The sequence below is a fragment of the Hydrogenophaga sp. LT287 genome, from assembly GCF_055702805.1.
This window is the reverse complement of sequence record NZ_JBVPZC010000005.1, coordinates 70,990-96,544: the sequence shown is the minus strand read 5'-3', so window position 1 is coordinate 96,544 and position 25,555 is coordinate 70,990. Positions and strand designations below refer to the sequence as shown.

33 protein-coding genes are annotated in these 25,555 nt (G+C 61.5%); 6 read left to right on the top strand and 27 right to left on the bottom strand.

Features of this window, described 5'->3' with window-relative positions; translation table 11 throughout:
- The first annotated feature begins 49 nt into the window (after positions 1-49).
- Together AC0GNR_RS06375 and AC0GNR_RS06370 are read left to right on the top strand one after the other, a co-directional pair.
- Positions 50-1,315 (top strand): CaiB/BaiF CoA transferase family protein, encoded by a 1,266-nt coding sequence (locus AC0GNR_RS06375; RefSeq protein WP_472900130.1) that lies wholly within the window; start codon positions 50-52, stop codon positions 1,313-1,315.
- A gap of 42 nt (positions 1,316-1,357) precedes the next feature.
- Complete coding sequence (locus AC0GNR_RS06370) at positions 1,358-1,795, top strand: thioredoxin fold domain-containing protein (RefSeq protein WP_472900129.1); 438 nt, start codon at positions 1,358-1,360, stop codon at positions 1,793-1,795.
- A 40-nt stretch (positions 1,796-1,835) separates the two neighbouring features.
- Here the strand turns inward: AC0GNR_RS06370 and AC0GNR_RS06365 are convergent, their stop codons facing one another.
- On the bottom strand, positions 1,836-2,540 hold the full coding sequence (locus AC0GNR_RS06365) for a DUF4197 domain-containing protein (protein ID WP_472900128.1): 705 nt from the start codon (positions 2,538-2,540) through the stop codon (positions 1,836-1,838).
- A 78-nt stretch (positions 2,541-2,618) separates the two neighbouring features.
- Between AC0GNR_RS06365 and AC0GNR_RS06360 the strand changes: the two genes are divergently transcribed.
- Both AC0GNR_RS06360 and AC0GNR_RS06355 read left to right on the top strand, forming a co-directional pair.
- Positions 2,619-3,143, top strand: a complete 525-nt coding sequence (locus AC0GNR_RS06360; RefSeq protein ID WP_371136586.1) for a TlpA family protein disulfide reductase — start codon at positions 2,619-2,621, stop codon at positions 3,141-3,143.
- Between the two features lie 260 nt (positions 3,144-3,403).
- Positions 3,404-3,901 (top strand): GNAT family N-acetyltransferase, encoded by a 498-nt coding sequence (locus tag AC0GNR_RS06355; protein WP_305659988.1) that lies wholly within the window; start codon positions 3,404-3,406, stop codon positions 3,899-3,901.
- Positions 3,902-3,965: 64 nt separating this feature from the next.
- Here the strand turns inward: AC0GNR_RS06355 and AC0GNR_RS06350 are convergent, their stop codons facing one another.
- The 22 genes from AC0GNR_RS06350 to AC0GNR_RS06245 form a co-directional block, all read right to left on the bottom strand.
- A complete protein-coding gene (locus tag AC0GNR_RS06350) occupies positions 3,966-4,478 on the bottom strand; it encodes a redoxin family protein (protein ID WP_472900127.1) in 513 nt (170 codons plus the stop codon).
- Between the two features lie 130 nt (positions 4,479-4,608).
- Positions 4,609-4,878 carry a 30S ribosomal protein S17 gene (rpsQ, locus tag AC0GNR_RS06345; RefSeq protein WP_322304771.1) on the bottom strand — a complete coding sequence of 90 codons (270 nt, stop codon included), beginning with the start codon at positions 4,876-4,878 and terminating at the stop codon, positions 4,609-4,611.
- Positions 4,879-4,889: 11 nt separating this feature from the next.
- On the bottom strand, positions 4,890-5,093 hold the full coding sequence (gene rpmC, locus AC0GNR_RS06340) for a 50S ribosomal protein L29 (RefSeq protein ID WP_304835036.1): 204 nt from the start codon (positions 5,091-5,093) through the stop codon (positions 4,890-4,892).
- A gap of 17 nt (positions 5,094-5,110) precedes the next feature.
- Complete coding sequence (gene rplP, locus AC0GNR_RS06335; protein WP_304835037.1) at positions 5,111-5,527, bottom strand: 50S ribosomal protein L16; 417 nt, start codon at positions 5,525-5,527, stop codon at positions 5,111-5,113.
- Between the two features lie 2 nt (positions 5,528-5,529).
- Positions 5,530-6,405, bottom strand: a complete 876-nt coding sequence (gene rpsC / locus AC0GNR_RS06330; protein ID WP_439112196.1) for a 30S ribosomal protein S3 — start codon at positions 6,403-6,405, stop codon at positions 5,530-5,532.
- A 15-nt stretch (positions 6,406-6,420) separates the two neighbouring features.
- Positions 6,421-6,756, bottom strand: coding sequence for a 50S ribosomal protein L22 (gene rplV, locus AC0GNR_RS06325; protein ID WP_439112197.1), 336 nt, complete (start codon positions 6,754-6,756; stop codon positions 6,421-6,423).
- Between the two features lie 9 nt (positions 6,757-6,765).
- Entirely contained in the window at positions 6,766-7,041 is a 276-nt protein-coding gene (rpsS, locus tag AC0GNR_RS06320) for a 30S ribosomal protein S19 (RefSeq protein ID WP_304835043.1), read from the bottom strand.
- A gap of 12 nt (positions 7,042-7,053) precedes the next feature.
- Positions 7,054-7,878, bottom strand: a complete 825-nt coding sequence (gene rplB, locus AC0GNR_RS06315) for a 50S ribosomal protein L2 (RefSeq protein ID WP_304835046.1) — start codon at positions 7,876-7,878, stop codon at positions 7,054-7,056.
- A gap of 2 nt (positions 7,879-7,880) precedes the next feature.
- On the bottom strand, positions 7,881-8,195 hold the full coding sequence (gene rplW, locus AC0GNR_RS06310) for a 50S ribosomal protein L23 (RefSeq protein WP_304835048.1): 315 nt from the start codon (positions 8,193-8,195) through the stop codon (positions 7,881-7,883).
- Positions 8,192-8,812 carry a 50S ribosomal protein L4 gene (rplD, locus tag AC0GNR_RS06305; protein WP_304835050.1) on the bottom strand — a complete coding sequence of 207 codons (621 nt, stop codon included), beginning with the start codon at positions 8,810-8,812 and terminating at the stop codon, positions 8,192-8,194. The genes rplW and rplD overlap by 4 nt, the downstream gene beginning before the upstream one ends.
- The gene (gene rplC, locus AC0GNR_RS06300; RefSeq protein WP_304835053.1) at positions 8,812-9,486 is read right to left on the bottom strand and encodes a 50S ribosomal protein L3; all 675 of its coding nucleotides are present in this window, start codon (positions 9,484-9,486) and stop codon (positions 8,812-8,814) included. Before rplC ends, rplD begins: the two co-directional genes overlap by 1 nt.
- A 225-nt stretch (positions 9,487-9,711) precedes the next feature.
- Complete coding sequence (gene rpsJ, locus AC0GNR_RS06295) at positions 9,712-10,026, bottom strand: 30S ribosomal protein S10 (RefSeq protein ID WP_304828262.1); 315 nt, start codon at positions 10,024-10,026, stop codon at positions 9,712-9,714.
- Positions 10,027-10,035: 9 nt separating this feature from the next.
- The gene (gene tuf, locus AC0GNR_RS06290; protein ID WP_472900126.1) at positions 10,036-11,226 is read right to left on the bottom strand and encodes an elongation factor Tu; all 1,191 of its coding nucleotides are present in this window, start codon (positions 11,224-11,226) and stop codon (positions 10,036-10,038) included.
- A gap of 168 nt (positions 11,227-11,394) precedes the next feature.
- Positions 11,395-13,497 carry an elongation factor G gene (fusA, locus tag AC0GNR_RS06285; RefSeq protein ID WP_472900125.1) on the bottom strand — a complete coding sequence of 701 codons (2,103 nt, stop codon included), beginning with the start codon at positions 13,495-13,497 and terminating at the stop codon, positions 11,395-11,397.
- An 81-nt stretch (positions 13,498-13,578) separates the two neighbouring features.
- Positions 13,579-14,049, bottom strand: coding sequence for a 30S ribosomal protein S7 (gene rpsG / locus AC0GNR_RS06280; protein ID WP_439112201.1), 471 nt, complete (start codon positions 14,047-14,049; stop codon positions 13,579-13,581).
- 164 nt (positions 14,050-14,213) lie between these two features.
- Entirely contained in the window at positions 14,214-14,591 is a 378-nt protein-coding gene (gene rpsL / locus AC0GNR_RS06275; RefSeq protein ID WP_056266875.1) for a 30S ribosomal protein S12, read from the bottom strand.
- 178 nt (positions 14,592-14,769) lie between these two features.
- On the bottom strand, positions 14,770-15,948 hold the full coding sequence (locus AC0GNR_RS06270; protein WP_472900217.1) for a D-alanyl-D-alanine carboxypeptidase family protein: 1,179 nt from the start codon (positions 15,946-15,948) through the stop codon (positions 14,770-14,772).
- Between the two features lie 53 nt (positions 15,949-16,001).
- Positions 16,002-16,625 carry an alpha/beta hydrolase gene (locus AC0GNR_RS06265; protein WP_472900124.1) on the bottom strand — a complete coding sequence of 208 codons (624 nt, stop codon included), beginning with the start codon at positions 16,623-16,625 and terminating at the stop codon, positions 16,002-16,004.
- A gap of 66 nt (positions 16,626-16,691) precedes the next feature.
- Positions 16,692-17,030: a (2Fe-2S) ferredoxin domain-containing protein gene (locus AC0GNR_RS06260; RefSeq protein ID WP_472900123.1), complete on the bottom strand. Its 339-nt coding sequence runs from the start codon at positions 17,028-17,030 to the stop codon at positions 16,692-16,694.
- A 21-nt stretch (positions 17,031-17,051) separates the two neighbouring features.
- Entirely contained in the window at positions 17,052-18,149 is a 1,098-nt protein-coding gene (locus AC0GNR_RS06255) for a VanZ family protein (RefSeq protein ID WP_472900122.1), read from the bottom strand.
- A gap of 137 nt (positions 18,150-18,286) precedes the next feature.
- Entirely contained in the window at positions 18,287-18,727 is a 441-nt protein-coding gene (locus AC0GNR_RS06250) for a CopD family protein (protein ID WP_472900121.1), read from the bottom strand.
- Between the two features lie 269 nt (positions 18,728-18,996).
- The gene (locus AC0GNR_RS06245; protein ID WP_472900120.1) at positions 18,997-20,022 is read right to left on the bottom strand and encodes a response regulator; all 1,026 of its coding nucleotides are present in this window, start codon (positions 20,020-20,022) and stop codon (positions 18,997-18,999) included.
- A 383-nt stretch (positions 20,023-20,405) separates the two neighbouring features.
- Here AC0GNR_RS06245 and hemB point away from each other — a divergent pair, with 383 nt between their 5' ends.
- Together hemB and AC0GNR_RS06235 are read left to right on the top strand one after the other, a co-directional pair.
- Positions 20,406-21,407, top strand: a complete 1,002-nt coding sequence (gene hemB / locus AC0GNR_RS06240) for a porphobilinogen synthase (protein WP_472900119.1) — start codon at positions 20,406-20,408, stop codon at positions 21,405-21,407.
- A 21-nt stretch (positions 21,408-21,428) separates the two neighbouring features.
- Positions 21,429-22,547: a magnesium transporter CorA family protein gene (locus AC0GNR_RS06235; RefSeq protein WP_472900118.1), complete on the top strand. Its 1,119-nt coding sequence runs from the start codon at positions 21,429-21,431 to the stop codon at positions 22,545-22,547.
- Between the two features lie 7 nt (positions 22,548-22,554).
- Here the strand turns inward: AC0GNR_RS06235 and AC0GNR_RS06230 are convergent, their stop codons facing one another.
- The 4 genes from AC0GNR_RS06230 to AC0GNR_RS06215 are packed head-to-tail and all read right to left on the bottom strand — an operon-like array spanning position 22,555 to position 25,461.
- The gene (locus AC0GNR_RS06230; protein WP_472900117.1) at positions 22,555-23,205 is read right to left on the bottom strand and encodes a glutathione S-transferase family protein; all 651 of its coding nucleotides are present in this window, start codon (positions 23,203-23,205) and stop codon (positions 22,555-22,557) included.
- 2 nt (positions 23,206-23,207) lie between these two features.
- The gene (locus tag AC0GNR_RS06225) at positions 23,208-24,083 is read right to left on the bottom strand and encodes an amidohydrolase family protein (RefSeq protein WP_472900216.1); all 876 of its coding nucleotides are present in this window, start codon (positions 24,081-24,083) and stop codon (positions 23,208-23,210) included.
- Positions 24,084-24,141: 58 nt separating this feature from the next.
- Positions 24,142-24,825, bottom strand: a complete 684-nt coding sequence (locus tag AC0GNR_RS06220; protein WP_472900116.1) for a dienelactone hydrolase family protein — start codon at positions 24,823-24,825, stop codon at positions 24,142-24,144.
- Between the two features lie 36 nt (positions 24,826-24,861).
- Positions 24,862-25,461: a DsbA family protein gene (locus AC0GNR_RS06215; protein ID WP_472900115.1), complete on the bottom strand. Its 600-nt coding sequence runs from the start codon at positions 25,459-25,461 to the stop codon at positions 24,862-24,864.
- Between the last annotated feature and the right edge of the window lie 94 nt (positions 25,462-25,555).

Here is a 25,555-nt window from a genome sequence, read left to right as displayed (position 1 = left end):
CCACGCGTGAGCGACAACCGAACCGCGTCGGGTCGCGCACAATGGCGTTATGAACGCTCTGGATGGTATCCGCATACTTGATTTGTCGCGCGTGCTCGCCGGTCCCTGGTGCACGCAAACCCTGGCCGACCTGGGGGCCGACGTGGTGAAGGTGGAACGCCCGCCGGGCCCGAACCACCCGGGCGGCGACGACACCCGCGGTTGGGGACCGCCGTTTCTGCGCGGGCGCGACGGCGCCGACACCGCCGAGGCGGCTTACTACCTGGGTGCTAACCGCAACAAACGCTCCATCACCTGCGACATTGCCCAGCCTGAAGGCCAGGCGCTGATTCGCGAACTCGCCGCCAAAGCCGATGTGTTCGTGGAGAACTACAAGGTCGGCGACATGGCACGCTATGGGCTGGACTTCGCCTCGCTGCACGCCATCAACCCGCGCCTGGTGTACTGCTCCATCACCGGTTTCGGCCAGACCGGCCCCTACAAAGACCGCGCGGGTTACGACTACGCCATTCAGGGCATGGGTGGCCTGATGAGCGTGACCGGCGAACGCGACGATCTGCCCGGTGGCGGCCCACAAAAGGTTGGCGTGGCCGTGGCCGATCTGTTCACCGGGCTCTACGCCACGGTCGCCATTCAGGCAGCGCTGCGCCACGCCGAGCGCACCGGCGAAGGCCAGCACATCGACATGGCGCTGCTGGACACGCAGGTCGCCATGCTCGCCAACCTCGGCGCCAACTACCTGGTGCGCGGCCGCGAAGAGGGCAAAGTGCCCGGACGGGCGGGCAACGCGCACATCAACATCGTGCCCTACCAGGTGTTTGAAGTCGCACCCGATGCCCGAGGCCAGCCGCAACACATCATCCTGGCCGTGGGCAACGACAGCCAGTTCGCCAAATTCTGTGAAGTGGCGGGGCAGCCCGCGCTGGCAACCGACGAACGCTTCGCACGCAACCAAAACCGGGTGCGCCATCGCGACACGCTGGTGCCGTTGCTGGAGTCCATCATGAAAACCCGCAGCAAGACCGACTGGCTGGCGGCACTGGAGGCCGCCAAGGTACCCGGCGGCCCGATCAACAACCTGGCCGAGGTTTTCGCGGACGAACACATCCTGTCGCGTGGCATGGTGCAGCGGTGGGAACACCCCATGGCCGATGCGGTGGACCTGGTGGCGAGCCCGCTCAAGCTCAGCGCCACCCCGGTTCGCAACGACCTGCCTCCTCCCCTGCTGGGCCAACACACCGAAGAAGTGCTGTGCGACTGGTTGAACGCTCCCGCAGAGCGCTTGTCTGAGTTGCAGCAGCGCGGTATTGTTTGAGCCGCCACTGGCCGGGCGCTGCCCCCAACATTCAGCCACACCATGACCACAGCCACACCTGCGCGAGCCACTGCCCCAAAAGCCCATGCCGCCCTGCCCAGCCCGTCTTCACTGCGGGCGGCAGCCCAGGCGGCTGCGGCGCGCGGGGAACCCCTGGTGGTCATGACCACCCTCACCGGCTGCCCCTATTGCGATTTGGTGCGCAACCACTACCTGCTGCCTATGCGGCGCGATGCCGGCGTGCAGGCGGTGCAGATCGATATCCGCGACCGCACCACCAACCTACAAGGTTTTGCCGGCGAAAACACCACACCCGCTGACCAGGCCCGCGCCTGGAAAGCCCGCTTTGCGCCCACGGTGTTGTTTCTGGGTCCCAACGGACAGGAGTTGGCCGAGCGTCTGGTGGGTGTGGCCGTGCCCGACTTTTACGGTGAGTACTTGGAAGCGCGCCTGACCGAGGCGCGCTCCAAATTGAAGTGAGCGCGCGCTGACACCGCTCGGTGGACGGTGGGGCAAATCGTTATTTCAAGGCGCCAAATACCTTGCTCAATATGGCGCTGCCAGCACCCACCGGGTCCTGGCGAATCTTGCGCTCTTCCTCGCCAATGATGGTGTACAGGCCGTCGAGTGATTTGCTCGTCACGTACTGCTGAATATTCGCGTCTTCTTTCTTCACCAAACCGATGCCCGCCGCTTTGCCGGCAACTTTGTTGTATTTCGCGGCCAGTCCTACTTTTTCAGTGGCCTGCGTCACCACTGGCAAAAACTTCTCTCCGAGCGGGAGACGTGTTTTTTCGGCAAAGAATTGCGTCACCGAGTTGTCGCCACCGGTCAGAATCTTCTTCGCATCGGTGACTGACATGCTTTTCACCGCACCCAGCAGCAGGTCTTTGCCCATGGGCACTGCCGCCTCTGCGGCGCGGTTCATGCTGGTCACGAGTTCCTCCACCCGCTTGCCTTGCCCAGTCATCTTCAGCAGTTTGGCCGCATCTTCCAGGAAACCTGGCAGCGGTATGCGCACCTTGGGGTTGCCCAAAAAGCCGTCTGGCTTGCCCAGCAACGCCACGGCCGCCAGCGCACCTTTTTCCAGCGCGGTCTTCAGGCCGGCGCTGGCATCTTTGTCGGTCAGGTCCGCCAGCGTGAGGGCGTGAGCCTGTTGGTGGGCTGCCAGTATCAACAAGGCTGTGGCGCTGGCAAGCGACTGGTTAAACTGGCGACGTTGCATGGTGAACTCCTGAAGATAGACGGTATCAGACATTTTCGATTGACCTGAGCACTGTATTCCCGGCACCCTCGAACCACAATGACCCAAGAAACACACTCCCCGGTAGCCCGGCGCGCCCTGCTCTCAGCGGTGGCCGTTCTGGGCTTGGCTTCCACTTTGATGCTGACGGGCTGCGGCACCCGAGACCCGGCGCCCGACTCGACCTTTGTGCTGCTGGACGGCGCCAAGACGACCACTGCCGACCTTAAAGGCAAAGTGACGCTGGTGAATTTCTGGGCCACGACCTGTGTGTCATGCGTCAAAGAAATGCCGGCTCTGGCGTCAACTTACAACAAATACAAGGACCAGGGCTTCGAAACCGTGGCTGTGGCCATGAGCTACGACCCCCCAGCCTGGGTCTTGAATTTCGCCCAAACCAGACAACTGCCGTTCAAAGTGGCGCTCGACAACACCGGCGAGATCGCCCAGAGTTGGGGAGACGTCAAACTCACGCCCACCACCTACCTGGTGGACAAGCAAGGGCGCATTGTCAAACGCTATGTGGGTGAGCCCGACTTCGCTGCGCTCCACACACTCATTGAAAAGCTGCTGGCTCAGAGCTGACGGTTTCAATCAACGTTAGAAGGTCTGTTTATCTTAAGACCCCGGTCTTCTTTCAGGGTCCGCACGCACCATCGCTGCGCGGTACTCAGTCTTTCCGATAAACGTCGTTGCAAGCCTTGCAGGTCTGACCCTCAGCGCGAGCGCTGAATGACGTTTTCACATCGTCCAGGTTGCTGGACTTGGCGGCCGCATTCAGCTTCGCTGCCTTATAGTGGCAGGCCACCTACCGCGCGTTAGCCCTTGCGCCCCACTGCCAGCACATGACTGAGACTCCTTCAACCGACATCATCCTTCGGTGGGCCCAAGGCCCAGACGACATCGAGGCAGTTCGGGCCCTTTTCCTGGACTACCAGGCAGACCTTGGCATCGACCTCTGCTTCCAGGGGTTTGCGGCCGAACTGGACGAACTCCCAGGTGCTTACACCACGCCAAACGGCGCCATCGCGTTGGCGCTGGTGGGTGGAAGCCCGGCCGGTTGCTGTGCGTTTCGCCCCTTGGAGGGAAGTGACCACCTGAACGCCTGTGAAATGAAACGCCTGTTCGTGCGTCCGGCGTTCCGCGGTTTCGGCCTTGGGCGCCAGTTGGTGGACCTCATCCTGTCAGAAGCCCGCCTGGCTGGGTACACCAACATGCTGCTGGACACGTTAACAGACATGGAAGCCGCACGCGCCCTCTACCAGGAAGCCGGCTTTTACGAGGTTGCGCCGTATTACCACAACCCCATTGCGGGGGCGCACTACCTCAAGGTCGAGCTCTGACGGCTGCCAAAAAAAAAGCCGCGCTGTGTTTACAGCGCGGCTTTTTTGCAGAAAGCGTTGAAGGTCAGACGCCGGTTTTTGCCTGGGCCAACAACGTGTCTGCATCGCTCACTTCAAACTTGCCTGGGCCCTCGACGTTCAGGCTTTTCACCACCCCATCCTGAACCAGCATGGAATAGCGGTTGCTGCGCAAACCCATACCGCGGGCCGTCAGGTCCAGCGTCAGACCGGTGGCCTTGGCGAAATCGGCACTGCCGTCGGCCAGCATACGAACCTTGTCAGCAGTTTTCTGATCACGCGCCCAGGCACCCATCACGAAGGCGTCGTTCACGCTCAGACACCAGATTTCGTCGACACCTGCGGCCTTGAACGCAGCAGCCTGGTCCACAAACCCCGGTACGTGCTTGGCAGAGCAGGTTGGCGTAAAGGCACCGGGCAACGCAAATACGGCGATGGTTTTGCCCGCAGAGGCGGCCTGGACATCAACCGGGTTGGGGCCAATGCTGCAACCATTGCCCTCGACCTCAATGAACTCCATCAACGTAGTCGCCGGAATTTTTTCGCCAATCTGAATCATGCTGTGCTCCTCGTGGTTATGGACCCGCAGGTCTAGAAAAATGGCCTCAAAAAGTGGGGCCTAGAAAGTAAAAAAGCGACCGAAGTATCGGTCGCTTTTCAGATTTGCGCTGCGAGCAGCACAAACAGGCTTACACCAGAGCGGCTTTTTGCACCAGGCGGCTCACCACCCAGTTTTTCGTCTTGGAAAGCGGACGGCTTTCGGTGATCTCGATCACGTCGCCCGTCTTGTATTCGCTGTTTTCGTCGTGCGCATGGTATTTGCTCGACTTGGCAACGATCTTGTCGTAAAGCGGGTGCTTCACGCGACGCTCAACCAACACCGTCACGGTCTTGGCACGCTTGTCACTAACCACCTTGCCAACCAAGGTGCGCTTGAGGGATGTTTTAGCTTCCGTCATGGGTTCGCTCCTTATTTGGCCGCAGCAGCGCGCTGCTTCTCGGCCAGGATGGTCTTGGCACGGGCGATGGCGCGACGGGTGTCGCCCAACGTGGCGTTGTTGTTGAGTTGTTGCGTGGCTTTTTGCATGCGCAGGCCAAAGTGGGCCTTTTGCAGCGATTTCACTTCGGCTTCGAGGCCAGCCACATCCTTCTGGCGCAGTTCAGTAGTTTTCATATGCATGTTCTCCTGAATCACTGACCCAGCAAGCGCGTCACGAACGTGGTGCGCAATGGAAGTTTGGCGGCGGCCAGCGTGAACGCTTCACGAGCCAGCTGCTCCGGCACACCCACGATCTCGTAAAGCACTTTGCCGGGCTGAATCTCAGCCACGTAGTACTCAACCGAGCCCTTACCGTTGCCCATACGGACTTCGGCAGGCTTGTTCGAGATCGGCTTGTCCGGGAACACGCGGATCCAGATACGGCCGCCACGCTTCACGTGACGGGAAATCGCACGGCGTGCGGCTTCGATCTGGCGGGCCGTGAGGCGACCGCGATCGGTGGACTTCAGACCGAAGTCACCGAAAGCCACGGTAGCGCCGCTGGTGGCGACGCCCGTGTTGCGGCCTTTTTGCTCTTTACGGTACTTGCGACGAGCAGGTTGCAACATAGTTATTCTCCTTTGCCGTCCGCAGCTGCAGATGCGGGTGCGTCTTTACGAACGCGCTTAACGGCGGGTTTGTCGGTGCCAGTGGTGGCTTCAGCAGGCTTGTCGCTGCCATCGGCCGGTGCGGCATTGGCGCCAGGGCGGCGAACCGCAGCGCGGGCAGGAGGACCTGCTGGACGCTCACGGCGGGGACCGCGCGGACGACGCTCTTCTTCGGCACGGGGTGCCTCGGCAACCACGGGCGCATCATTGCGACCCAGGGTGTCGCCCTTGTAGACCCAGACCTTGACACCAATGATGCCGTAGGTGGTCTTGGCTTCGGACGTGCCGTAGTCGATGTCAGCACGCAGGGTGTGAAGTGGCACACGGCCTTCGCGGTACCACTCGCAGCGTGCAATTTCGATACCGTTCAAACGGCCCGACGACATGATCTTGATGCCCAGGGCACCCAGACGCATGGCGTTTTGCATCGCACGCTTCATGGCGCGGCGGAACATGATGCGCTTTTCGAGCTGCTGCGTGATGCTGTCGGCGATCAGCTTGGCATCGATTTCAGGCTTGCGCACTTCTTCGATGTTGACCGCAACTGGAACGCCCAACTTGGCAGCCAGTTCTTTCTTCAGCTTCTCGATGTCCTCGCCTTTCTTGCCGATCACCACGCCCGGACGTGCCGAGTAAATGGTGATGCGTGCGTTCTTGGCGGGGCGCTCGATCACGACGCGCGAAACGGCGGCGTTCTTCAGCTTGCCCTTGAGGTACTCGCGCACCTTGATGTCTTCGGCCAGCATGCCGGCGAAGTCACGGTTGCTCGCGTACCAGCGGCTGGCCCAGTTGCGCGAAATGGCGAGGCGGAACCCGGTAGGGTTGATTTTCTGTCCCATATTCCTGTGACCTCTTCAGTTGCCAACCGTCACATAGATGTGACAGGTGGGTTTGCTGATGCGGTTGCCGCGGCCTTTGGCGCGGGCCGAGAAGCGCTTGAGCGTGGTGCCTTGCTCGATGTAGATGGTCTTGACCTTCAATTCATCGATGTCAGCGCCGTCGTTGTGCTCGGCGTTGGCAATGGCCGACTCGAGCGCTTTTTTGACGATGCCGGCAGCTTTTTTCTGCGTGAACGCGAGAATGTTCAGTGCCTGGTCAACTTTTTTGCCGCGAATCAAGTCGGCAACCAGTCGGCCTTTGTCCACCGACAGGCGCACGCCGCGAACGACGGAGCGGGTTTCTGTACTCATGGTAGGTCCTTACTTCTTCGCTTTTTTGTCCGCCGGATGGCCTTTGAACGTCCGCGTCTGCGAGAACTCGCCGAGCTTGTGTCCAACCATCTGGTCGGTGATGTACACGGGTACGTGCTGCTTGCCGTTGTGCACGGCAATGGTCAGGCCGATGAAATCGGGCAGGATCATGGAGCGACGCGACCAGGTCTTGACGGGCTTTTTGTCCTTGGTGGACACGGCCTTTTCGACTTTGGCCATCAGGTGATGGTCAACGAAAGGGCCTTTTTTGAGTGAACGAGTCATGTTGTCAACCCTTTACTTCTTGCGACGCGACACGATCATCGACTGCGTACGGCGGTTGTTGCGCGTACGGTAGCCTTTGGTCAGGTTGCCCCATGGATCCACTGGCGCACGGCCTTCGCCGGTCTTGCCTTCGCCGCCACCGTGTGGGTGGTCGATTGGGTTCATGGCGGTACCGCGGACGGTTGGGCGAATACCCATGTGACGCTTCACACCGGCCTTGCCCAACTGGCGCAGGCTGTGTTCCTGGTTGGACACTTCACCAATGGTGGCGCGGCAGTCAACGTGGACTTTGCGCACTTCACCCGAGCGCATGCGCACTTGAGCGTAGATGCCTTCGCGAGCCAGCAACACAGCCGAAGCGCCTGCGGAGCGGGCGATTTGGGCGCCTTTACCGACTTGCAGTTCGATGCAGTGAATGGTGGAACCAACTGGGATGTTGCGGATAGGCAGCGTGTTGCCGACGCGGATCGGGGACTCCGAACCGGACAGCAGCGTTGCACCCACCTCAACACCGCGCGGGGCGATGATGTAGCGGCGTTCGCCGTCGGCGTAGCACACCAGCGCGATGTGCGCCGTGCGGTTGGGGTCGTATTCGATACGCTCAACCTTGGCCGGGATGTTGTCCTTGTTGCGACGGAAGTCGACCACGCGGTAGTGGTGCTTGTGACCACCGCCCTTGTGGCGAACTGTGATGTGACCGTTGTTGTTGCGGCCGGCCTTTTGGAACTGAGGTTCCAGCAGGGGCGCAAAACCTTCACCTTTGTGGAGGTGGTCACGCGTAACCTTCACCATGCCACGACGGCCTGGTGAGGTGGGCTTCATCTTGATAACTGCCATGATTAAACAGCCTCCCCGCCGAAGTTCAGCTCTTGACCCGGCATCAGGGTCACATAAGCCTTACGCACGTGATCGCGGCGACCGACGGTCTTGCCGAAACGCTTGGCTTTGCCCTTCTGGTTGAGAACGGAAACGCCCTTGACCTGAACCTTGAACATCAATTCCACAGCGGCCTTGATTTCTGGTTTCGAGGCGTCACGCAGCACCTTGAACAGCACAGCGTTGGTTTGCTCGGCCACTTGCGTGGCTTTTTCCGACACGATCGGTGCTACCAGCACCTGCATCAAGCGGCCTTCGTCGTATTTCGTGACGCTCATGCGAACATCTCCTTGAGCTGGTCAATGGCGCCCTTGGTGACGATCACCTTTTTGTAGTGCACCAAAGACACCGGGTCTGCGTAACGCGGCTCAACAACCAAGATGTTGGGCAGGTTGCGCGAAGCCAGGTACAGGTTTTCGTCGACTTCTTCGGCGATCACCAGCACATGGCTCAGGTTCATAGCCTTCAGCTTGTCAGCGAATTGCTTGGTCTTGGGCGAGTCCACCTTCATGGAGTCCACCACAGACAAACGACCTTCGCGAACCAACTGCGAGAAGATCGAAGCCATACCAGCGCGGTACATCTTCTTGTTGATCTTCTGGGTGAAGTTTTCGTCCGGGCTGTTCGGGAAAATACGACCGCCTCCGCGCCACAGCGGGGAAGACGTCATACCGGCGCGAGCGCGACCCGTACCTTTTTGCTTGAACGGCTTCTTCGTCGAGTGCTTGACCTGCTCACGGTCTTTTTGAGCACGCGTACCTTGGCGGGCGTTGGCCTGATAGGCCACAACCAGTTGGTGAATCAGCGCTTCGTTGTAATCGCGACCAAAAACGGTCTCGGGCACGTCCACGTTGGACGATGCTTGACCCTGGTCATTCAGGAGTTCAACTTGCATCAGTTTGCTCCCTTGTTGACTTTGGCTTTGATGGCGGGACGAACGGTCAGGAAACCGCCGTTGCAACCCGGCACCGCACCGCGAATCATCAGCAACTGACGGGCTTCGTCAACGCGGAAAATGTCGAGGTTTTGAATGGTTTTGGTGTCATCGCCCATGTGACCGGTCATCTTCTTGCCGGGGAACACGCGACCTGGGTCTTGTGCCATGGAGATCGAGCCGGGCACGTTGTGCGAACGGCTGTTACCGTGCGACGCGCGCTGCGACTTGAAGTTGTGGCGCTTGATGGTGCCGGCGAAGCCTTTACCGATCGAAGTACCTTGCACGTCCACCTTTTGGCCAGCCGCGAAGATCGCGGTAGCAGCCACCACGGCACCAGGCTGGTACTGGGCGGCAACGTCGGAGGCGACGCGGAATTCTTGGATGATCTCACCCGCTTCAACACCGGCCTTGGCCAGGTGGCCCGCTTCGGGCTTGGTCACGCGTGAGGCACGGCGGGCACCAAAGGTGACCTGCAATGCATCGTAGCCATCATTGGCTTGAGTTTTGACTTGCGTCACACGGTTGTTAGACACGTCGACCACCGTGACAGGAACTGCATCCCCATCATCGGTGAACAGGCGCATCATGCCCACCTTGCGACCCAACAACCCGAGGGAGTTGCTAAGACTCATTGTTTTCTCCGTTCCCGACTTCAATTGGCCGGGGCTGATGATGCGTCGGCACCCTGTGAAGGACACCGACACGTTTTAAAAATACGGCTGCTGCAAAATTGACAGGCCGCATCGGCAAAGCCGAACCCATCGGACAAAAGTCCGAAAAGCCCGCCAGTATAACCAGCGGGCTTTGTTTCTGCAAGCCCGGCAGCATCGAAATGCCACCGGCCCTACAAAAGCTGCTTACTGCAACTTGATTTCCACGTCCACGCCAGCCGGCAGGTCGAGCTTCATCAGGGCGTCAACCGTTTTATCGGTTGGGTCCACAATGTCCATCAGACGCTGGTGGGTGCGGATTTCAAGCTGGTCGCGGCTGGTCTTGTTGACGTGCGGCGAACGCAAGATGTCAAAACGCTTCATGCGGGTCGGCAGGGGCACGGGGCCCTTGACGATCGCACCGGTGCGCTTGGCGGTGTCAACGATTTCAGCAGCGGAGCTGTCGATCAGTTTGTAGTCAAACGCCTTCAGGCGGATGCGGATTTTTTGCTTGGAAGACATGCGTGCTCCTTAAGCAATGATCTTGGCAACCACACCGGCGCCGACAGTACGACCACCTTCGCGGATGGCGAAGCGCAGGCCTTCTTCCATGGCGATGGGGTTGATCAGCTTCACGGTGATCGACACGTTGTCACCAGGCATGACCATCTCTTTGCCTTCTGGCAGCTCGATGGAGCCGGTCACGTCGGTCGTACGGAAGTAGAACTGTGGACGGTAGTTGTTGAAGAACGGCGTGTGACGGCCACCCTCGTCTTTGGACAAGACATAGATCTCGCCGGTGAAGTGGGTGTGTGGCTTGATCGTGCCGGGCTTGCACAGCACTTGGCCGCGCTGCACGTCTTCGCGCTTGGTACCGCGCAACAGGATACCGACGTTGTCGCCAGCCTGACCCTGGTCCAGCAGCTTGCGGAACATTTCCACGCCGGTGCAGGTGGTCTTCTGGGTGTCGGCGATACCAACGATTTCGATTTCTTCGCCGACTTTGACGATACCGCGCTCGATACGACCGGTCACCACGGTGCCGCGACCGGAGATGGAGAACACGTCTTCCACGGGCATCAGGAAGGCACCGTCCACAGCGCGGTCTGGCGTTGGGATGTAGGTGTCCAGCGCTTCAGCCAGCTTCATGATGGCCTCTTCACCCAGGGGACCCTTGTCGCCTTCGAGGGCGAGCTTGGCAGAGCCGTGAATGATGGGGGTGGCATCGCCAGGGAACTCGTACTTGTCGAGCAGCTCGCGCACTTCCATTTCGACCAGCTCGAGCAGCTCGGCGTCGTCGACCATGTCGCACTTGTTCAGGAACACGATGATGTAAGGCACGCCCACCTGGCGGGCCAGCAGGATGTGCTCGCGGGTCTGGGGCATGGGGCCGTCAGCGGCCGAGCACACCAGAATAGCGCCATCCATCTGTGCGGCGCCGGTGATCATGTTTTTCACATAGTCAGCGTGGCCGGGGCAGTCAACGTGGGCGTAATGGCGGTTGGCCGTTTCGTATTCCACGTGGGCGGTGTTGATGGTGATGCCGCGGGCCTTCTCTTCCGGAGCCGCATCGATCTGGTCGTAGGCCTTGGCGGAGCCGCCATACTTGGCCGACAGCACGGTGGTGATGGCCGCAGTCAGGGTGGTTTTACCGTGGTCAACGTGACCAATGGTGCCAACGTTGACGTGCGGCTTGGTCCGCTCAAATTTCTCTTTTGCCATTTTTCAATTCCTTAGAAAGAACAAACCCGTGTCACTGGTTTTAGGTCTGCATCACACTGCTGGTTCGCCCCGCACGGGGACAGGGCGGCGCGTGATCGCAGACCGGCTTTGATTCTTGACCCACCCGAGGCAGTTGATGCCTCGGGTTGAGCCCTTTCAAGCGGCTGGTTACTTGGCGCGCGATGCAACGATGGCTTCGGCCACGTTGCGAGGAGCTTCCGAGTAGTGCTTGAATTCCATGGTGTAGCTAGCGCGACCTTGTGTGGCCGAGCGCAGCGAGGTGGAGTAACCGAACATTTCGGACAGGGGCACTTCGGCCTTGATGGCCTTGCCGCCACCCACCATGTCGTCCATACCCTGCACCATGCCGCGGCGGCTGGAGAGGTCACCCATCACGGTACCGGCGTAGTCTTCTGGCGTCTCAACTTCCACGGCCATCATGGGTTCCAGGATGACGGGCTGGGCCTTGCGGCAGCCTTCCTTGAAACCGAAGATGGCAGCCATCTTGAAGGCGAGTTCGTTGGAGTCCACGTCGTGGTACGAACCGAAGTGCAGCGTGACCTTCACGTCCACGACGGGGTAACCCGCCAGCACGCCTTGGCCCAGCGCTTCGATCACGCCCTTTTCGACCGCAGGAATGTACTCGCGCGGAACCACACCACCCTTGATGGCGTCGACGAACTCGAAGCCTTTGCCCGGCTCTTGCGGCTCGATCTTGAGCACCACGTGACCGTACTGACCCTTACCACCGGACTGGCGCACGAACTTGCCTTCGGCATCTTCGATGGTGCCGCGGATGGTTTCGCGGTAGGCCACTTGTGGCTTACCGACGTTGGCCTCGACACCGAATTCGCGGCGCATACGGTCAACAATGATGTCCAGGTGCAACTCGCCCATGCCGGCGATGATGGTCTGACCCGACTCTTCGTCGGTACGAACGCGAAACGATGGATCTTCTGCGGCCAGACGGCCCAGAGCGATGCCCATTTTTTCCTGGTCGGCCTTGGTCTTGGGCTCGACAGCCTGGGCAATCACAGGCTCCGGGAACACCATGCGTTCCAGCATGATGATGGCGGATGGATCGCACAGGGTTTCACCGGTGGTCACGTCCTTCAAGCCCACGCAAGCGGCAATGTCACCGGCGCGAATTTCTTCGACTTCCAGGCGGTTGTTGGCGTGCATCTGAACGATACGGCCAATGCGCTCTTTCTTGCCCTTGACCGCGTTGTAAACGGTGTCGCCTTTTTTGATGACGCCAGAGTACACGCGCACAAACGTCAGCTGACCCACGAACGGATCGGTCATCAGCTTGAATGCCAGTGCGGACAGCTTTTCTTCGTCATCGGCCTTGCGGGTCGTTGGCGCTTCGTCGTCGTCGGTGCCCTTGACGTCCTCAATGTCCACCGGCGAAGGCAGCAGCTCAATAACAGCGTCAAGCATGCGCTGAACACCCTTGTTCTTGAACGCGGTACCGCACAGCATGGGCTGGATTTCACAAGCCAGGGTGCGCGTACGCAGGCCGGCGGTGATCTCTTCTTCGGTCAGCGCTTCGCCACCGAGGTACTTGTCCATCAGCTCTTCGCTGGACTCGGCAGCAGCTTCCACCATTTTCTCGCGCCACTCTTGCGCCAACTCCAGCAACTCGGCCGGGATGTCGGTGAAAGTGAACTTCATACCCTGGGAGGCTTCGTCCCAGATGATGGCTTTCATCTTGCGCAGATCGACCACACCCGTGAAATGCTCTTCAGCACCAATTGGGATCACGATCGGCACAGGGTTCGCCTTCAGGCGCGTCTTCATCTGGTCAACGACCTTGAAGAAGTTGGCGCCGGTACGGTCCATCTTGTTCACAAAAGCCAGGCGTGGCACTTTGTATTTGTTGGCCTGGCGCCAAACGGTTTCGGACTGGGGCTGCACACCGCCCACAGCGCAATACACCATGCAAGCACCGTCCAGCACGCGCATGGAACGCTCCACCTCAATGGTGAAGTCCACGTGGCCGGGGGTGTCGATGATGTTGAAGCGGTGCTCAGGGAAGGCGCCATCCATGCCCTTCCAAAAACAGGTGGTGGCAGCGGACGTGATGGTGATACCACGCTCTTGCTCCTGCTCCATCCAGTCCATGGTGGCGGCGCCGTCGTGCACTTCACCAATCTTGTGGCTCACGCCGGTATAGAAAAGAATGCGCTCGGTGGTGGTGGTCTTGCCGGCGTCAATGTGGGCGGAAATACCGATATTGCGGTACCGCTCCAGTGGCGTAACTCGTGCCATGAAAATACTCCTGAATAAGGCAAGCCCGCCACCCTTTATTGGGGTCCGCGGGCTCGCTTGAACTGACGATGGGAACGGGTCTTAGAAGCGGAAGTGGCTGAAAGCCTTGTTGGCTTCGGCCATGCGGTGCACTTCGTCACGCTTCTTCATGGCGCCACCACGGCCTTCGGTGGCCTCGACCAGCTCATTGGCCAGGCGCATGGCCATGGACTTCTCGCTGCGCTTGCGCGCGGCTTCCTTGATCCAGCGCATGGACAACGCCAGGCGACGGACAGGGCGCACTTCAACGGGCACCTGGTAGTTGGCACCACCCACGCGGCGGGACTTGACTTCCACCATGGGCTTGACGTTGTTGATGGCGTTCGAGAAGATTTCGACCGGGTCTTTACCGGTCTTCTTTTCGATCTGCTCCAAGGCACCGTAAATGATGCGCTCGGCGACAGCTTTTTTGCCGCCTTCCATGATCACGTTCATGAATTTGGAGAGCTCGACGTTGCCGAACTTGGGATCCGGCAGGATTTCACGTTTAGGGACTTCGCGACGACGTGGCATTATTTCACCTCATAAAACTTCAGTTGGCGTCTTTTCAAACACCGCGAGGGTCAGTGGAACCCTCACTTACTCGACCCACACGGAACATTCCGCGCTTCGGGTCACAACGCTGAATCACCGCGCCACGCGGGAAACAGCAACTGGATATCCGGACGAAGCAGGGCTTATTTGGCCTTGGGCTTCTTCGCACCGTACTTGGAGCGCGACTGCTTGCGGTCTTTCACGCCTTGCAAGTCGAGCGAACCACGCACGATGTGGTAACGCACACCGGGCAAGTCCTTGACACGACCACCACGAACCAGCACGACGCTGTGTTCCTGGAGGTTGTGGCCTTCGCCGCCGATGTAGGAGATGACCTCAAAACCGTTGGTCAGACGCACTTTGGCGACTTTACGCAGAGCGGAGTTGGGCTTCTTTGGAGTCGTGGTGTACACACGGGTGCACACACCGCGACGCTGCGGAGAGTTTTCCATGGCCGGGCTCTTGGATTTGGTCTTTTCGACCTCCCGGCCGTGGCGCACGAGTTGATTGATAGTTGGCATGAAACGTCCCTAAACGTTTAGAAAAAAGCAAAAACGGATACTTCCCGGAAGATTCCGAAAAGCCCTCGACTGTAGCACGGGCTCAATTTTCTGGCAAATCAAATGAACTTGGCGCACCTCAAGCTGGCCGCTTGAGTGGTGCTTCTGCCGAAAGCTGGCGTCGCAGCCTCCCCGCGACTCACTGGATCCAAAGGCGCAAAGCATCCCAGGCGCGGCCGATCACGCCACTTTCTTCCACCGTTTCGAGCACGGTGAGCGGCCTTTCGGTGACCAGCGCACCGCTGGCCAGGCTGACGCGCAACGTGCCCACGGATTGCCCCTGCAAGAGCGGCGCCACCAGAGGATCGGGCCGCACAATCTCGGTTTTCAGACGCCCACCTTCACCGGCAGGCACCGAAACCACCACGCCGTCAGGCTGACCCAGCTTCACCAGGGGAGCCTTGCCTTTCCAGACCCGCGGCGTGGCCACGGGCGCTCCCGCAGGGAACAGACGCACCGCATCGAAGGCGGTGTAACCCCAGTTCAGCAACTTTTGGCTTTCGGCTGCGCGTGCGTTTTCACTGGAAGCGCCCAGCAACACGCTGAGCAAACGGCGCTGGCCCTGAGCACCTGTGCCGAGCGCTGGCACCTGCCGCCGGGCGGTCGCCACCAGGCAGTAGCCAGCCGCGTTGGTGTGGCCCGTTTTCAACCCGTCGACGCTGGGGTCGCGAAACAGCAACAGGTTGCGGTTGGTGTCGTTGGCGGCCGGCGTACCCGGGTAGCGGTAGCGCTGGATGGCGTAGTAGGGCACGTAGTCGGGAAAATCGCGCATGAGACGGGTGGCCAGCGTGGCCAGGTCCCGCGCCGTGGTGGTGTGGCCGGCAACGGTCAGGCCTTCGGGGTTTTTGAAGCTGCTGCTGGACATGCCCAGCGCTTTGGCTTGCTCGTTCATCATCTGGACGAAGCGTTCGACGGAACCTCCCACGCCCTCGGCCAGCGCCACGGTGGCGTCGTTGCCCGACTGCACGATCATGCCCTTGATGAGGTCTTCCACCGGCACCTGCATCTTGGGGTCAATGAACATGCGCGAGCCGGGCATTTTCCAGGCCCGCTCGCTCACGGGAAAGGTTTGGGTCAAGCTGATCTTGTCGGCCTTGAGCGCGTCAAACACCAGGTAAGCGGACATCAGCTTGGTGAGAGAGGCCGGCTCAACCGGCTGGTCGGGGTCTTTGGCCGCCAGCACCTGGCCCGACGTGAGATCGAGCAGCAAGTAGGCTTTGGCAGCAACCTCGGGTGGCTGCGACAACTGGGCGGCTGCAGGAAAAACCGCCAGCGCCGACAAAGAGAGGAACAACACACGGAGAAACAATCGACGCAACAAAACGCTGTCCTTGGATGAAGAAAAAAAGAAAGTGAACGGCCCAGCCAGCATCAGGCGCGCAGGTGGCGCAGCACCAGATCGCGCAGCAACGGCAGCTGCCCGTGGAAGAAATGACCGCCACCGGGCACCACCAGCACCGGCAGCACCTGGGGCCTGGCCCAGTCCAATACAGACGCGAGCGGCACGGTATCGTCCTGCTCGCCATGAATGACCAGTGTGCGGCCATGGAGTTCCGCAGCGACCTCGGCCACCGAGAAACGGCTGGCCGCGGTACCGACCAGCACCAGACGCTGCAGGTCGCGCGTGCTCTGCACCCGCGCGGCGGCGTGGCTGGTCACAAAAGCCCCAAACGAAAACCCCGCCAGGCACAACGGCCCCTCGGGAGCCTGCTCGGCAACCACGGCGAGCAGATCGTCCAGCTCACCCCGTCCCTCGTCATAGACTCCCTCGCTGCGCCCCACCCCTCGGAAATTGAACCGCACAGCGGTCCAGCCAGCCATCACGCAAGCGCGTGCCAAAGTCTGCACCACTTTGTTGGACAAGGTGCCGCCGTGCAGGGGATGGGGGTGAGCGATCACCGCCACGCCTAAAGCGGCATCGGCGGGTCGGTCAATGGCAATCTCCAGCCGACCGGCTGGGCCGTCCTGCAGCAGGTATTCGGTCTGAGCATTCATGATGCCAACTCCGGGGAAAGAGCGCAAAAGCCCGCGTCTGCTGGGGCTGCGCAAAGAAGAATGGGATCAGCGGCCGACGTCGGACGGCGTCACCAGACGCTGCACCACCACGCCATCGCGCAGATGCGATTGCACGATCTCGTCGATGTCGCTCTCGTCGACGTAGCTGTACCAAACCGCCTCCGGGTAGACCACGGCAATGGGACCGCCGGCACAGCGGTCCAGACACCCGGCCTTGTTGACCCGCACCTTGCCCGGGCCCAGCAGGCCCTGTGCTTTGGCCTGCGACTTGCAACGGTCAAACGCCGCCTGCGCCTTGTGTTGGGCACAACACGCTTCGCTGCCCTCACGCTGGTTCAGGCAGAAGAAAATGTGGCGCTCGTAATAAGACTTGTTTTCAGGCATGGCGCTGATTTTAGTGCGAGCTCACCGCGCGGCGGGCTGGCGAAGCACCGCACGCACGCCAAAAACCAGGGCGGCAAACGGCCACAGCCAGCCCAGCCATTGAGAGAGCCCATGAAACCGAATGAACCGACCTTGCTCCCAAACTTCCAGCGACTGCGCGAAATAAGGACTGGCCGGCGCCCGGTTCAGCAGGCTCAAGGACACCGCCAGGCTCAGCAACATGGCCACCGTGCAAACCCTGCGCGGCAAAGCCAGCAGCGCCATGGCCCCCAGCATGGCCAAGACCAGCCCCATGCCGGCGGGCGGACTGATCCAGGACCAGGCATGCGTTGGGCCGTAAGTCAGCGCCGAGGACAAGGATGCTGTTGCCGCAGCGCAGAGAAACAAGAGCCACGCAAAGATCAAACGGCGCAGCACCGAACGCAGGTCGGCGTACCCCATCAGCAAGGGCGCCAGCAGACACAAGGCGACACAAAAAGCCTCGGCCAGCGGGCTCAAAGGCAAGGGTTGCTGCGCACGCAGGGGCAACCATTCCAAAAAAGGGGTTTCTGCCAACAGGCGCCGCAACCCCGCCTCCAGCCGTTCCGCCACCTGGCCCAGGCCGAAGGGCACCGACACGGGGTACAGCAAAGCAAACGGCCACAAGGCCAGCAACACCAGCCCGCCATGGGCGCCGGGGTCGAACCAGTCGGCACGAAACTGGCTCCAGCGGCGCAAGCCTCCCAGCCGCTCCAGCACCCACGCGGTGCTCGCGCCCGCCACAGCACCTGTGGCATTGAGGGCGAAGTCCACATTGGAAGGCACGCGCATGGGCAGGTAATTTTGCAGCGCCTCGATGGCAAGAGAGAGCAAGGCCGACAGACACACCGCCAGCGGCCAGGCCGCGCGTGACCACCCGGAGCGCAATAGCGCAAGCGCCAACAAAAAGCCGAGCGGTGCATACCCAACAAGGTTGGCCCCCACGTCAAAGCCCGTCCAGTACTGGGGCAGCGGAGCGTGCAAAAACGCCAGCGGGGCAACGCCCTGAAAACGCCAGCCCGTGAAAGGGTAGAAGCTGGCGTACACCACCAACCCCGCAAACAGCAGGGCCAGCGGCCAGGCAGATGAGCGGGTATTCAATCTAGAGACGGCCGCTGGGCCGATCCGATCGGGCCGCAGAAGGGTGCAGTCGACGGGTGCCGGCAAGCAGGTCCGATACAACCCGGGCACCCCAGGGCTGCGTCAACCGGTCAAAGACCTGCGCCATGTGCCGAGCCTCACAAAGGCTTGACCACCACCAGCACCACCACCACCACGAGCATGATCACGGGCGCCTCGTTGAACCAGCGGTACCACACGTGGCTGCGCCGGTTGCTGCCGCTCTCAAACTTGCGCAGCATGACGCCGCAGGCATGGTGGTAACCGAGGATCAGGACCACCACGGCCAGCTTGGCGTGCATCCAGCCGTTGCCAGGCCCCCAGCCAAAGCCCCAGCCGACTGGCGCAGGAAGCCACATCCACAAGCCCAGCGCCAACGCCGGCACGGCCAGCAAGGTGGTGAAACGCATCAGCTTGCGCGCCATGAGCAGCAGGCGCTGCCGCTCGGCCACGCTTTCGGGCGGCACCATGGCCAGATTGACAAAGATGCGCGGCAGGTAAAAAAGACCAGCAAACCAGCTGGCGATGAACACGATGTGGAAGGATTTGACCCAGAGCATGGTGGCAGTGTAGCCGCGCACCCCGCGCCCCACCCGCCGCTTGGCAACAGCGTTAAAAACGGTGGCGAAAAAAAACCCGGCCCACAGGGCCGGGTTAGGAAGCCTTTTTGCTGTCACACACTAAGGCACCCGCTCAGGGAGGAAAAGCGGGGAGCTTACCTTTCGGCTCACTCGGGTGAAATGGTACACCAATATTTTCCTGACATCGCCGAACCCCTGTCAAATTTGACAAAACGAGAAAAACACTGACAGGCCAATCGGTGAAAGCCTTACATCATCTTGGCCAGTTCGAACATGACCGCGGTGCCCAAAGCCTCGCGGATGTTGCCTCGGCCCACTTTCGCCATGGAAAACTCGCCAAAGCCTGACATGTCAAATGAACTGTCGTCCGGCGAAATTTCGACAAACGGAAACTCAAACACCTCGCGCAGCAAATCGCGGCGAAAGGCTTCGAACTCATCGTCCTTGATTTCGGAGTCGATCACGATCAGGTTGGGCATGCGGCCTTTGAGCGCCTCACGGGCCTGACCGAAGTCGACCACGCTGTCGGACATGATGCCGATCTCGCGCAAGGCATCGCGCACGTCGGCGCGAATTTGCAAATTGGGCGAGACAGTGAGCACATAGGTCCCGGAAAGCGACTTGAACATCGACGAGTGCTCATCCGACAAGTCCACCGCCGAAATGCCGTCCACGGCTTGCACGGTGCGGTTGAACAGCGCCGTGAAACTCACGCCCTCTTCGTTCAGTTCACGGTCGATTTCAATGCCGCCGGCCGCCAGGGCGATCTGACGGATCAGCATCCAGCTCAGGTTGTCCGAGGTGGTGCTGCTCGACGGCGGCACGCCGTCGTTGGACACGCGTACCTGAAAGCGGGCATGCTGCGGCCAAGCATTGAGGTCCATGCGCACGTCGACCCGGCTGCCGAAAGGCAAGCCCCAGTCGAGCACGGCGTTGACAAACGTGTGGGCCACCGTGGGATCGATCAGCACCTCCACCGGCTTGAGCTTGCGGCGCAGCGCTATGCCCAGCACACCGAGCTCTTTTTTTCGCTCCTGCAGCACGCCTTCAACCAGTTCCGCCATGTCCACTTTTTCGTGCGACTGCCGAATACGGCCACCGTAAAAGCGGTTGATTTGCTGGGCGCTGATACCGCCAAGCTTGATGCGCTCGGCCGGTATGCTGAGCGCGCGGTGCTCAGCCTTGGTGATGCGGCCTTTGATCAACAATTGGTCGATGCTGCTTTGCAGGGTACTGACGCCTTCGGTGATCTGATCGGCCAGGCCCGCCAGCAATTCGGGCCAATGATCGTCCAGCGACCATCCATCGGGCTCAGCACCTCCCCCGGGCTTGACTGACGCGGATGTGTTCGCGTTGCTTTTTTTTGGTTTGCAGCATGACGAGAGAAATATGTAGACAGTTGAGGCAGCAGACAGACAAGATACTTGCACAGCCTTGCGCAGCAAAGTGCTGGCACGACACCCAAGCGCGGTTTTCCGTCAGTCGGCTGCTGAAAATACCACCTCCAGCGGACCTTGACCCGCCCGACACTCGCAGTATTTTCTTACTACCGCACAGTTCACCACAATCTTTTGCGTTTTTCAATCAACGGCCAGCGCTGATAACCGACCTCCCGTCGACAAAATGCCAACGATGGCACTTTGACACAATACCGAACATGCACGCACCTGCCCCCTACCCCCTGTACCGCCCACGCCGCCTGCGCCGCGACGCCTTCACCCGCGATCTGGTGCGCGAACACCGGCTCAGCCCGGCCGACCTGATATACCCCGTGTTTGTGCTGGACGGCGAGAACCGCCGTGAAGCGGTGGGCTCCATGCCCGGCGTGGAGCGCCTGAGCCTGGACCTGCTGCTGCCAGTGGCCGAAGACTGCGTGGCGCTGGGCATTCCGGTCATGGCCCTGTTTCCGGTGATCGACCAGTCGCTCAAGACGCCCGACGGACAGGAAGCGCTGAACCCCGATGGCTTGGTGCCGCGCGTGGTGCGCGAGTTGAAACGCCGTTTCCCCCAGCTGGGCGTGATGACCGATGTGGCGCTGGACCCGTATACCAGCCACGGCCAGGACGGTCTGCTGGACGAGCACAACTACATCCTGAACGACCCCACGGTGGAGATTCTGGTGAAACAGGCCGTGACCCAGGCCGAAGCGGGCGTGGACATGGTCGCGCCCAGCGACATGATGGACGGGCGCATTGGTGCCATTCGCCAGGGGCTGGAGGCGCGTGGCCTGGTACACACGCGCATCATGGCGTACAGCGCCAAATACGCCAGCGCCTTTTATGGCCCGTTCCGCGACGCGGTGGGCTCGGCGGCCAACCTGGGCAAGGCCGACAAGAAGGTCTACCAGATGGACCCGGGCAACAGCGACGAAGCGCTGCGCGAGGTGGCGCTGGACCTGGCCGAGGGCGCCGACATGGTGATGGTCAAGCCCGGCATGCCGTACCTGGACATCGTGCGCCGGGTCAAAGACGAATTCGCCGTGCCCACGTTCGCCTACCAGGTGAGTGGGGAGTACGCGATGCTCAAGGCCGCTGCCCTCAACGGCTGGCTGGACCACGACGCGGTGATGATGGAAAGCCTGCTGGCCTTCAAGCGGGCGGGCGCTGACGGCGTGCTGACCTACTTTGCACGCGACGCCGCGCGGCTGCTGCGCGGCTGAACCCTTCAGTTGCCAGACGCCATGCGCGTTTTCAGCATCCTGCCCGGTGGCGTGAGCGAAAGCTCGGCAGCGCCCGCCGCCTTGCCCGAGCGGGGCTATGTCTGGATTGCCTGCGAGAGAAGCGAGTTCGAGCAACAGCAGGCCACGATCCAGGCCAGCCTGCGCCACCTGTGCGGCGTGTCGATCGTGGACCTGCACGTCTCTGACCTGCTCAACCAGCACCTGCCCTCGCACTTCGACTACACCTCGCAATACGACATTCTGGTCTTTCGCCGCCTGGCGGCGGGACATGGCGAGACCCCCCAAGACATCACCCCGGCACCGGCTCAGCGGCCCAAAAAGGGCGGGCCTCCGGTACTGCGCCGTATCGATACCAGCCCAGTGGGCTTCGCGCTGTTCGACCGGGTGTTGCTCACCGTGCACCCAGCGGGTTGCACCACGCTGGCGCACTACGCTTCGCGGCTGATGTCGTCTGGCGCAACGGATGTGCGCGTCAGTGGAGCGCAGATACCGGCCAGTCCGGCCGACCTGATGCTGCGCATCGTCAACCACTTGGTGGACGGCTACCTGGCGCTGCGCCGTGAGCTCACGCGCCAGCTGGATCACTGGCAGTCCGAGCTGCTGCACCCCAAGGCCCGGTTCAACAACTGGGGGGCGCTGCTGGAAGCGCGCATTGCCTTGCACCACCTGGACGAGATCTGCGAAGACCAGCGCTCGGCCATCCTGGACTGGATTGAGGCACTGGCGGAATGGGAGGTTGTCGAGCAGGGCACCGACCACTTTGGCGGCCACCGCGGGCTGGAACTGCTGCGGGTACGGAGCCGGGACCTGCTGGAACACATCCAGCGCGTGGTGCACCACGTGCGGCAACTCGAGCAGAATGCCGAGGTCGCGATCCAGATGCACTTTTCAGCCCAGAGCAACCGCACCAACGACACCATGCGCACCCTCACGGCGCTGACCGCCATCTTTCTGCCGCTGAACCTGATCGCCGGGATTTTCGGCATGAACTTCGAGTTCATCCCGCTGCTGCACCAGAAGTCGGGTTTCTGGTGGGCCATGGGCACCATGAGCCTGACGGCGGTGGTCTTGAGCGTCGTCTTCTGGCGCAAGCGCTACATCGCGCACTCGGGGCGGTAACGCCGTTTCAGACGAACGGGGCGCTCAAGCCCTCGTTGACCAGCACACGCTGTACCGCCGGCCGTTCCAGCATGCGCTGCAGGTAGGGCCCCAGGTGGCGTTTGTCGCGTGCTGGCGCGCTGGCAAAACCGCGTGTCCAGCGGCACAGGGTGAACACATAGGCGTCGAGCGCGGTGTAGGTCTGGCCCATGAACCAGGGGCCGCCATGGCGCACGAACTCGGCGTCGAGCTGTTTGAGCAGGTTGTTGACGCGGATTTCAGCGTGGTGCTTCACCTCGGCCGCACCCGCCACATTGCCTGCATTCACCCAGCGCTCGGGGTAGAAATACACCATGAGCGTGCTCTGCAGCGTGTTGGTCAGCCACATCAGCCATTTGTAAAAATGGGCGCGCTCGTGCGTGCCCAGCGCGGGCGCCAGGCCGCTGGCCGGGTGCGTGTCGCACAAATGCAGGGCAATGGCGGCCGTCTCGTACAACACCAGCTCACCGTCGGTCAGCACCGGGATCAAGCCGTTGGGGTTGAGCTTCAGGTAAGCCGTGGTTTTCTGGGCGTCCTGGGTGCGGTCCACCAGCACACGCTCATAGGGAACGCCCAGTTCTTCCAGCAAAATGTGCGGCACCATGCTGGCGGTGCTGGGGTAGTAATGCAGTTGGATCATGTTCAATTTTTTGGCGTGGCCACGCCAAACAGGCGCGCCCCATTGTCCCAGGCAATGCGCCGGGCCACGGCCGGTGGCAAGCCGCCGAGCCAGGTGCGGTAGCCCTGCATCAGGTCGCCGTAGTACAGCCAGCGCTGGTTGACCCAGGTGTCGGAACCGATCATGAAACGGTCGGGGTACTTGAGCATGAGGGCACGCCACTCGGGGCACAGCTGTCCGCCCTCGCAGGTGAGGCCGGGGCGGTAAGACAGTTCGCCCATGAGCAGCGGGTAACGGGCCATGAGTGCATCCACCCGTTCAACCGGGGTGCCGCCAATGCCGGTGTGGGCCCAAATCAAACGCATGCTCTGTCCCTTGGACGGTGTGTTTGCCATCAACAGGTCAATTGCCACGTCGTCCACATGAGCCAGGATGGCGAGGCCCTTTTCTTCGGCCAGCGCCATGAGCTTTTGGGCCACCGGGCCGTTGGCGTTGACGCTGTCGTACAAATGAAATTCACCCAGGCCACGGTAGGGGCCGGCGGGCGTGCCTTGGGCCAGTTCGGCCTGCACCAGGTCCACGATGGTGTCGTCACGGAACCAGTTGTTGTAGTCGGCGCGGTGGCGGTACAGGCGCACAAACGGCACCACGGTCACGCCCGCAGTGCGGGTCTGGTCCTGCGCGGTGGCCAGGGCCTTGGTACCGTCGTTGGGCCGGGAATTGGCCAGCACACCGCGCACGCCGCTGGCCTGCATGCGCGCGAGCACATCGGCCAGCGGGTGTGGGCAACCGGGCGCCGGCGCGTCGTGCACGCAGGCTTCGTCGTTGTAGTGCAGGTGGGCGTCAAACAGCGGGCCGCTGTAAGGCGGCGGGCTTTGCGCCAACGCCTGAGCGCCCATGCAAAAGCCCGCCAGCGCCAGCCCCAGCGCACGAACGCCCCGCCATGCGGCCAGGGCATCAGCCGACATGCTGCGCCAGAAAAGCCAGCGTGCGTTCGCGCGCCAGCTCGGCGGCGGGCTGGTTGTACGAGCCGCGCTGGTCGCAATTGAAACCGTGGTTGGCGGCGTACACCTGCACCGCCACACCGGGCTGGGCCTTTTTGAAGGCTTCCACCGTGTCCAGGGGAATCCAGTGGTCCTGGTCGCCAAAGTGGGCCAGCACGGGCACCTGCGGCTGGCGGGCGGCATCGGCCTCGCCGGTCATGCCGCCGCCGTAGTAAGGCACCGCAGCGGACAAACCCTTGAGCAGGCAGGCCGAGCGCCAGGTGAGCAAACCGCCCCAGCAGTACCCCAGGATGCCCACCTTGCCGGCTTGCGCCGCGTGGTCAATGGCAGCCTGGATGTCGGGCATGACGCCGGGCTCGGGCAGGGCTTCCACCGCCGTTTTCAGCGCGAAGCCGGCGCCCATGTCGGCCTCGGTGTAACCCAGTTCCACACCGGCTTTGACGCGGTGAAAGGTGGACGGCGCAACCACGAAATACCCGTCGGCGGCATAGCCGTCGGCCACCGAACGGATGTGCGAATTGACGCCAAAAATTTCTTGCAGCACCACCAGGCCGCCCTTGGGCGTGCCCGCGGGTTGCGCCACGTAGGCAGGGAAGGTGAAACCGTCGGCGGAAGTGAGTTCAACGAACTGGCCCATGCAATGCTCCTGTGTGTTGGTTTTTGAAAGGGAAACTCAGGCGGTCAAGCGGCGCTCGACATAGTCGAGCCGGTCTTGACCCCAGAAAATCTCGCCATGAACGACGTAGCTTGGCGCACCAAACACCCCTGCGTCAACCGCCTCGCGGGTGTGCTGCGCGTAAAGCGCCTTGTTGTCAGCGTCCTGGGCCTGCGCCAGCCGCTGAGCGTCCAGCCCGCATTCGGACAGCACAGCGGCCAGCTCGGTGGCATCGGCCATGTTGCGCTCTTGGGCCCAGATGGCCTGGCCAATGGCACCCGTGAGCCGCATGGCAGCAGCTGCGCCGTCGTGTGCGGCCACCGCGGTGATGAGCAGGGCCGAAGGGTCACCGGGCAGCGGAAAGTGGCGCGGCTGCGGGTTCAAAGGCACGCCCAGCGCTTCGCTGAAGCGGCGCAGTTCCACCAGCCGGTAGGCCTGGCGCTGTGGGGCACGCTGTGGCAAGGGCAGACCGCCCGACACGGAGAAGATGTGGCCAAAGTCCACCGGGCGCACACGCACCTCGGTGTTCGTTCGCTGCAGCAGTTCGCTCAGCCGGGCATGGCCCAAATACATCCAGGGGCTCTGGGGTGCAAAGTAATAGTCGAGTGTGCGACGCATGGGTGTCTCCTGGCGCTGTTGTAATCAAGGCTTGCGCAAGCCCTGAAGATATTTGAATTCTGGTGAGCCCGTGTTGTAAGCGATGCCACCCCTT

Coding starts and splice junctions, on each gene's coding strand:
- AC0GNR_RS06375 (WP_472900130.1), top strand. CDS start 50: ATGAACGCTCTGGATGGTATCCGCATACTTGATTTGTCGCGCGTGCTC.
- AC0GNR_RS06370 (WP_472900129.1), top strand. CDS start 1,358: ATGACCACAGCCACACCTGCGCGAGCCACTGCCCCAAAAGCCCATGCC.
- AC0GNR_RS06365 (WP_472900128.1), bottom strand. CDS start 2,540: ATGCAACGTCGCCAGTTTAACCAGTCGCTTGCCAGCGCCACAGCCTTG.
- AC0GNR_RS06360 (WP_371136586.1), top strand. CDS start 2,619: ATGACCCAAGAAACACACTCCCCGGTAGCCCGGCGCGCCCTGCTCTCA.
- AC0GNR_RS06355 (WP_305659988.1), top strand. CDS start 3,404: ATGACTGAGACTCCTTCAACCGACATCATCCTTCGGTGGGCCCAAGGC.
- AC0GNR_RS06350 (WP_472900127.1), bottom strand. CDS start 4,478: ATGATTCAGATTGGCGAAAAAATTCCGGCGACTACGTTGATGGAGTTC.
- rpsQ (WP_322304771.1), bottom strand. CDS start 4,878: ATGACGGAAGCTAAAACATCCCTCAAGCGCACCTTGGTTGGCAAGGTG.
- rpmC (WP_304835036.1), bottom strand. CDS start 5,093: ATGAAAACTACTGAACTGCGCCAGAAGGATGTGGCTGGCCTCGAAGCC.
- rplP (WP_304835037.1), bottom strand. CDS start 5,527: ATGTTGCAACCTGCTCGTCGCAAGTACCGTAAAGAGCAAAAAGGCCGC.
- rpsC (WP_439112196.1), bottom strand. CDS start 6,405: ATGGGACAGAAAATCAACCCTACCGGGTTCCGCCTCGCCATTTCGCGC.
- rplV (WP_439112197.1), bottom strand. CDS start 6,756: ATGAGTACAGAAACCCGCTCCGTCGTTCGCGGCGTGCGCCTGTCGGTG.
- rpsS (WP_304835043.1), bottom strand. CDS start 7,041: ATGACTCGTTCACTCAAAAAAGGCCCTTTCGTTGACCATCACCTGATG.
- rplB (WP_304835046.1), bottom strand. CDS start 7,878: ATGGCAGTTATCAAGATGAAGCCCACCTCACCAGGCCGTCGTGGCATG.
- rplW (WP_304835048.1), bottom strand. CDS start 8,195: ATGAGCGTCACGAAATACGACGAAGGCCGCTTGATGCAGGTGCTGGTA.
- rplD (WP_304835050.1), bottom strand. CDS start 8,812: ATGCAAGTTGAACTCCTGAATGACCAGGGTCAAGCATCGTCCAACGTG.
- rplC (WP_304835053.1), bottom strand. CDS start 9,486: ATGAGTCTTAGCAACTCCCTCGGGTTGTTGGGTCGCAAGGTGGGCATG.
- rpsJ (WP_304828262.1), bottom strand. CDS start 10,026: ATGTCTTCCAAGCAAAAAATCCGCATCCGCCTGAAGGCGTTTGACTAC.
- tuf (WP_472900126.1), bottom strand. CDS start 11,226: ATGGCAAAAGAGAAATTTGAGCGGACCAAGCCGCACGTCAACGTTGGC.
- fusA (WP_472900125.1), bottom strand. CDS start 13,497: ATGGCACGAGTTACGCCACTGGAGCGGTACCGCAATATCGGTATTTCC.
- rpsG (WP_439112201.1), bottom strand. CDS start 14,049: ATGCCACGTCGTCGCGAAGTCCCTAAACGTGAAATCCTGCCGGATCCC.
- rpsL (WP_056266875.1), bottom strand. CDS start 14,591: ATGCCAACTATCAATCAACTCGTGCGCCACGGCCGGGAGGTCGAAAAG.
- AC0GNR_RS06265 (WP_472900124.1), bottom strand. CDS start 16,625: ATGAATGCTCAGACCGAATACCTGCTGCAGGACGGCCCAGCCGGTCGG.
- AC0GNR_RS06260 (WP_472900123.1), bottom strand. CDS start 17,030: ATGCCTGAAAACAAGTCTTATTACGAGCGCCACATTTTCTTCTGCCTG.
- AC0GNR_RS06250 (WP_472900121.1), bottom strand. CDS start 18,727: ATGCTCTGGGTCAAATCCTTCCACATCGTGTTCATCGCCAGCTGGTTT.
- hemB (WP_472900119.1), top strand. CDS start 20,406: ATGCACGCACCTGCCCCCTACCCCCTGTACCGCCCACGCCGCCTGCGC.
- AC0GNR_RS06235 (WP_472900118.1), top strand. CDS start 21,429: ATGCGCGTTTTCAGCATCCTGCCCGGTGGCGTGAGCGAAAGCTCGGCA.
- AC0GNR_RS06230 (WP_472900117.1), bottom strand. CDS start 23,205: ATGATCCAACTGCATTACTACCCCAGCACCGCCAGCATGGTGCCGCAC.
- AC0GNR_RS06225 (WP_472900216.1), bottom strand. CDS start 24,083: ATGGGCGCTCAGGCGTTGGCGCAAAGCCCGCCGCCTTACAGCGGCCCG.
- AC0GNR_RS06220 (WP_472900116.1), bottom strand. CDS start 24,825: ATGGGCCAGTTCGTTGAACTCACTTCCGCCGACGGTTTCACCTTCCCT.
- AC0GNR_RS06215 (WP_472900115.1), bottom strand. CDS start 25,461: ATGCGTCGCACACTCGACTATTACTTTGCACCCCAGAGCCCCTGGATG.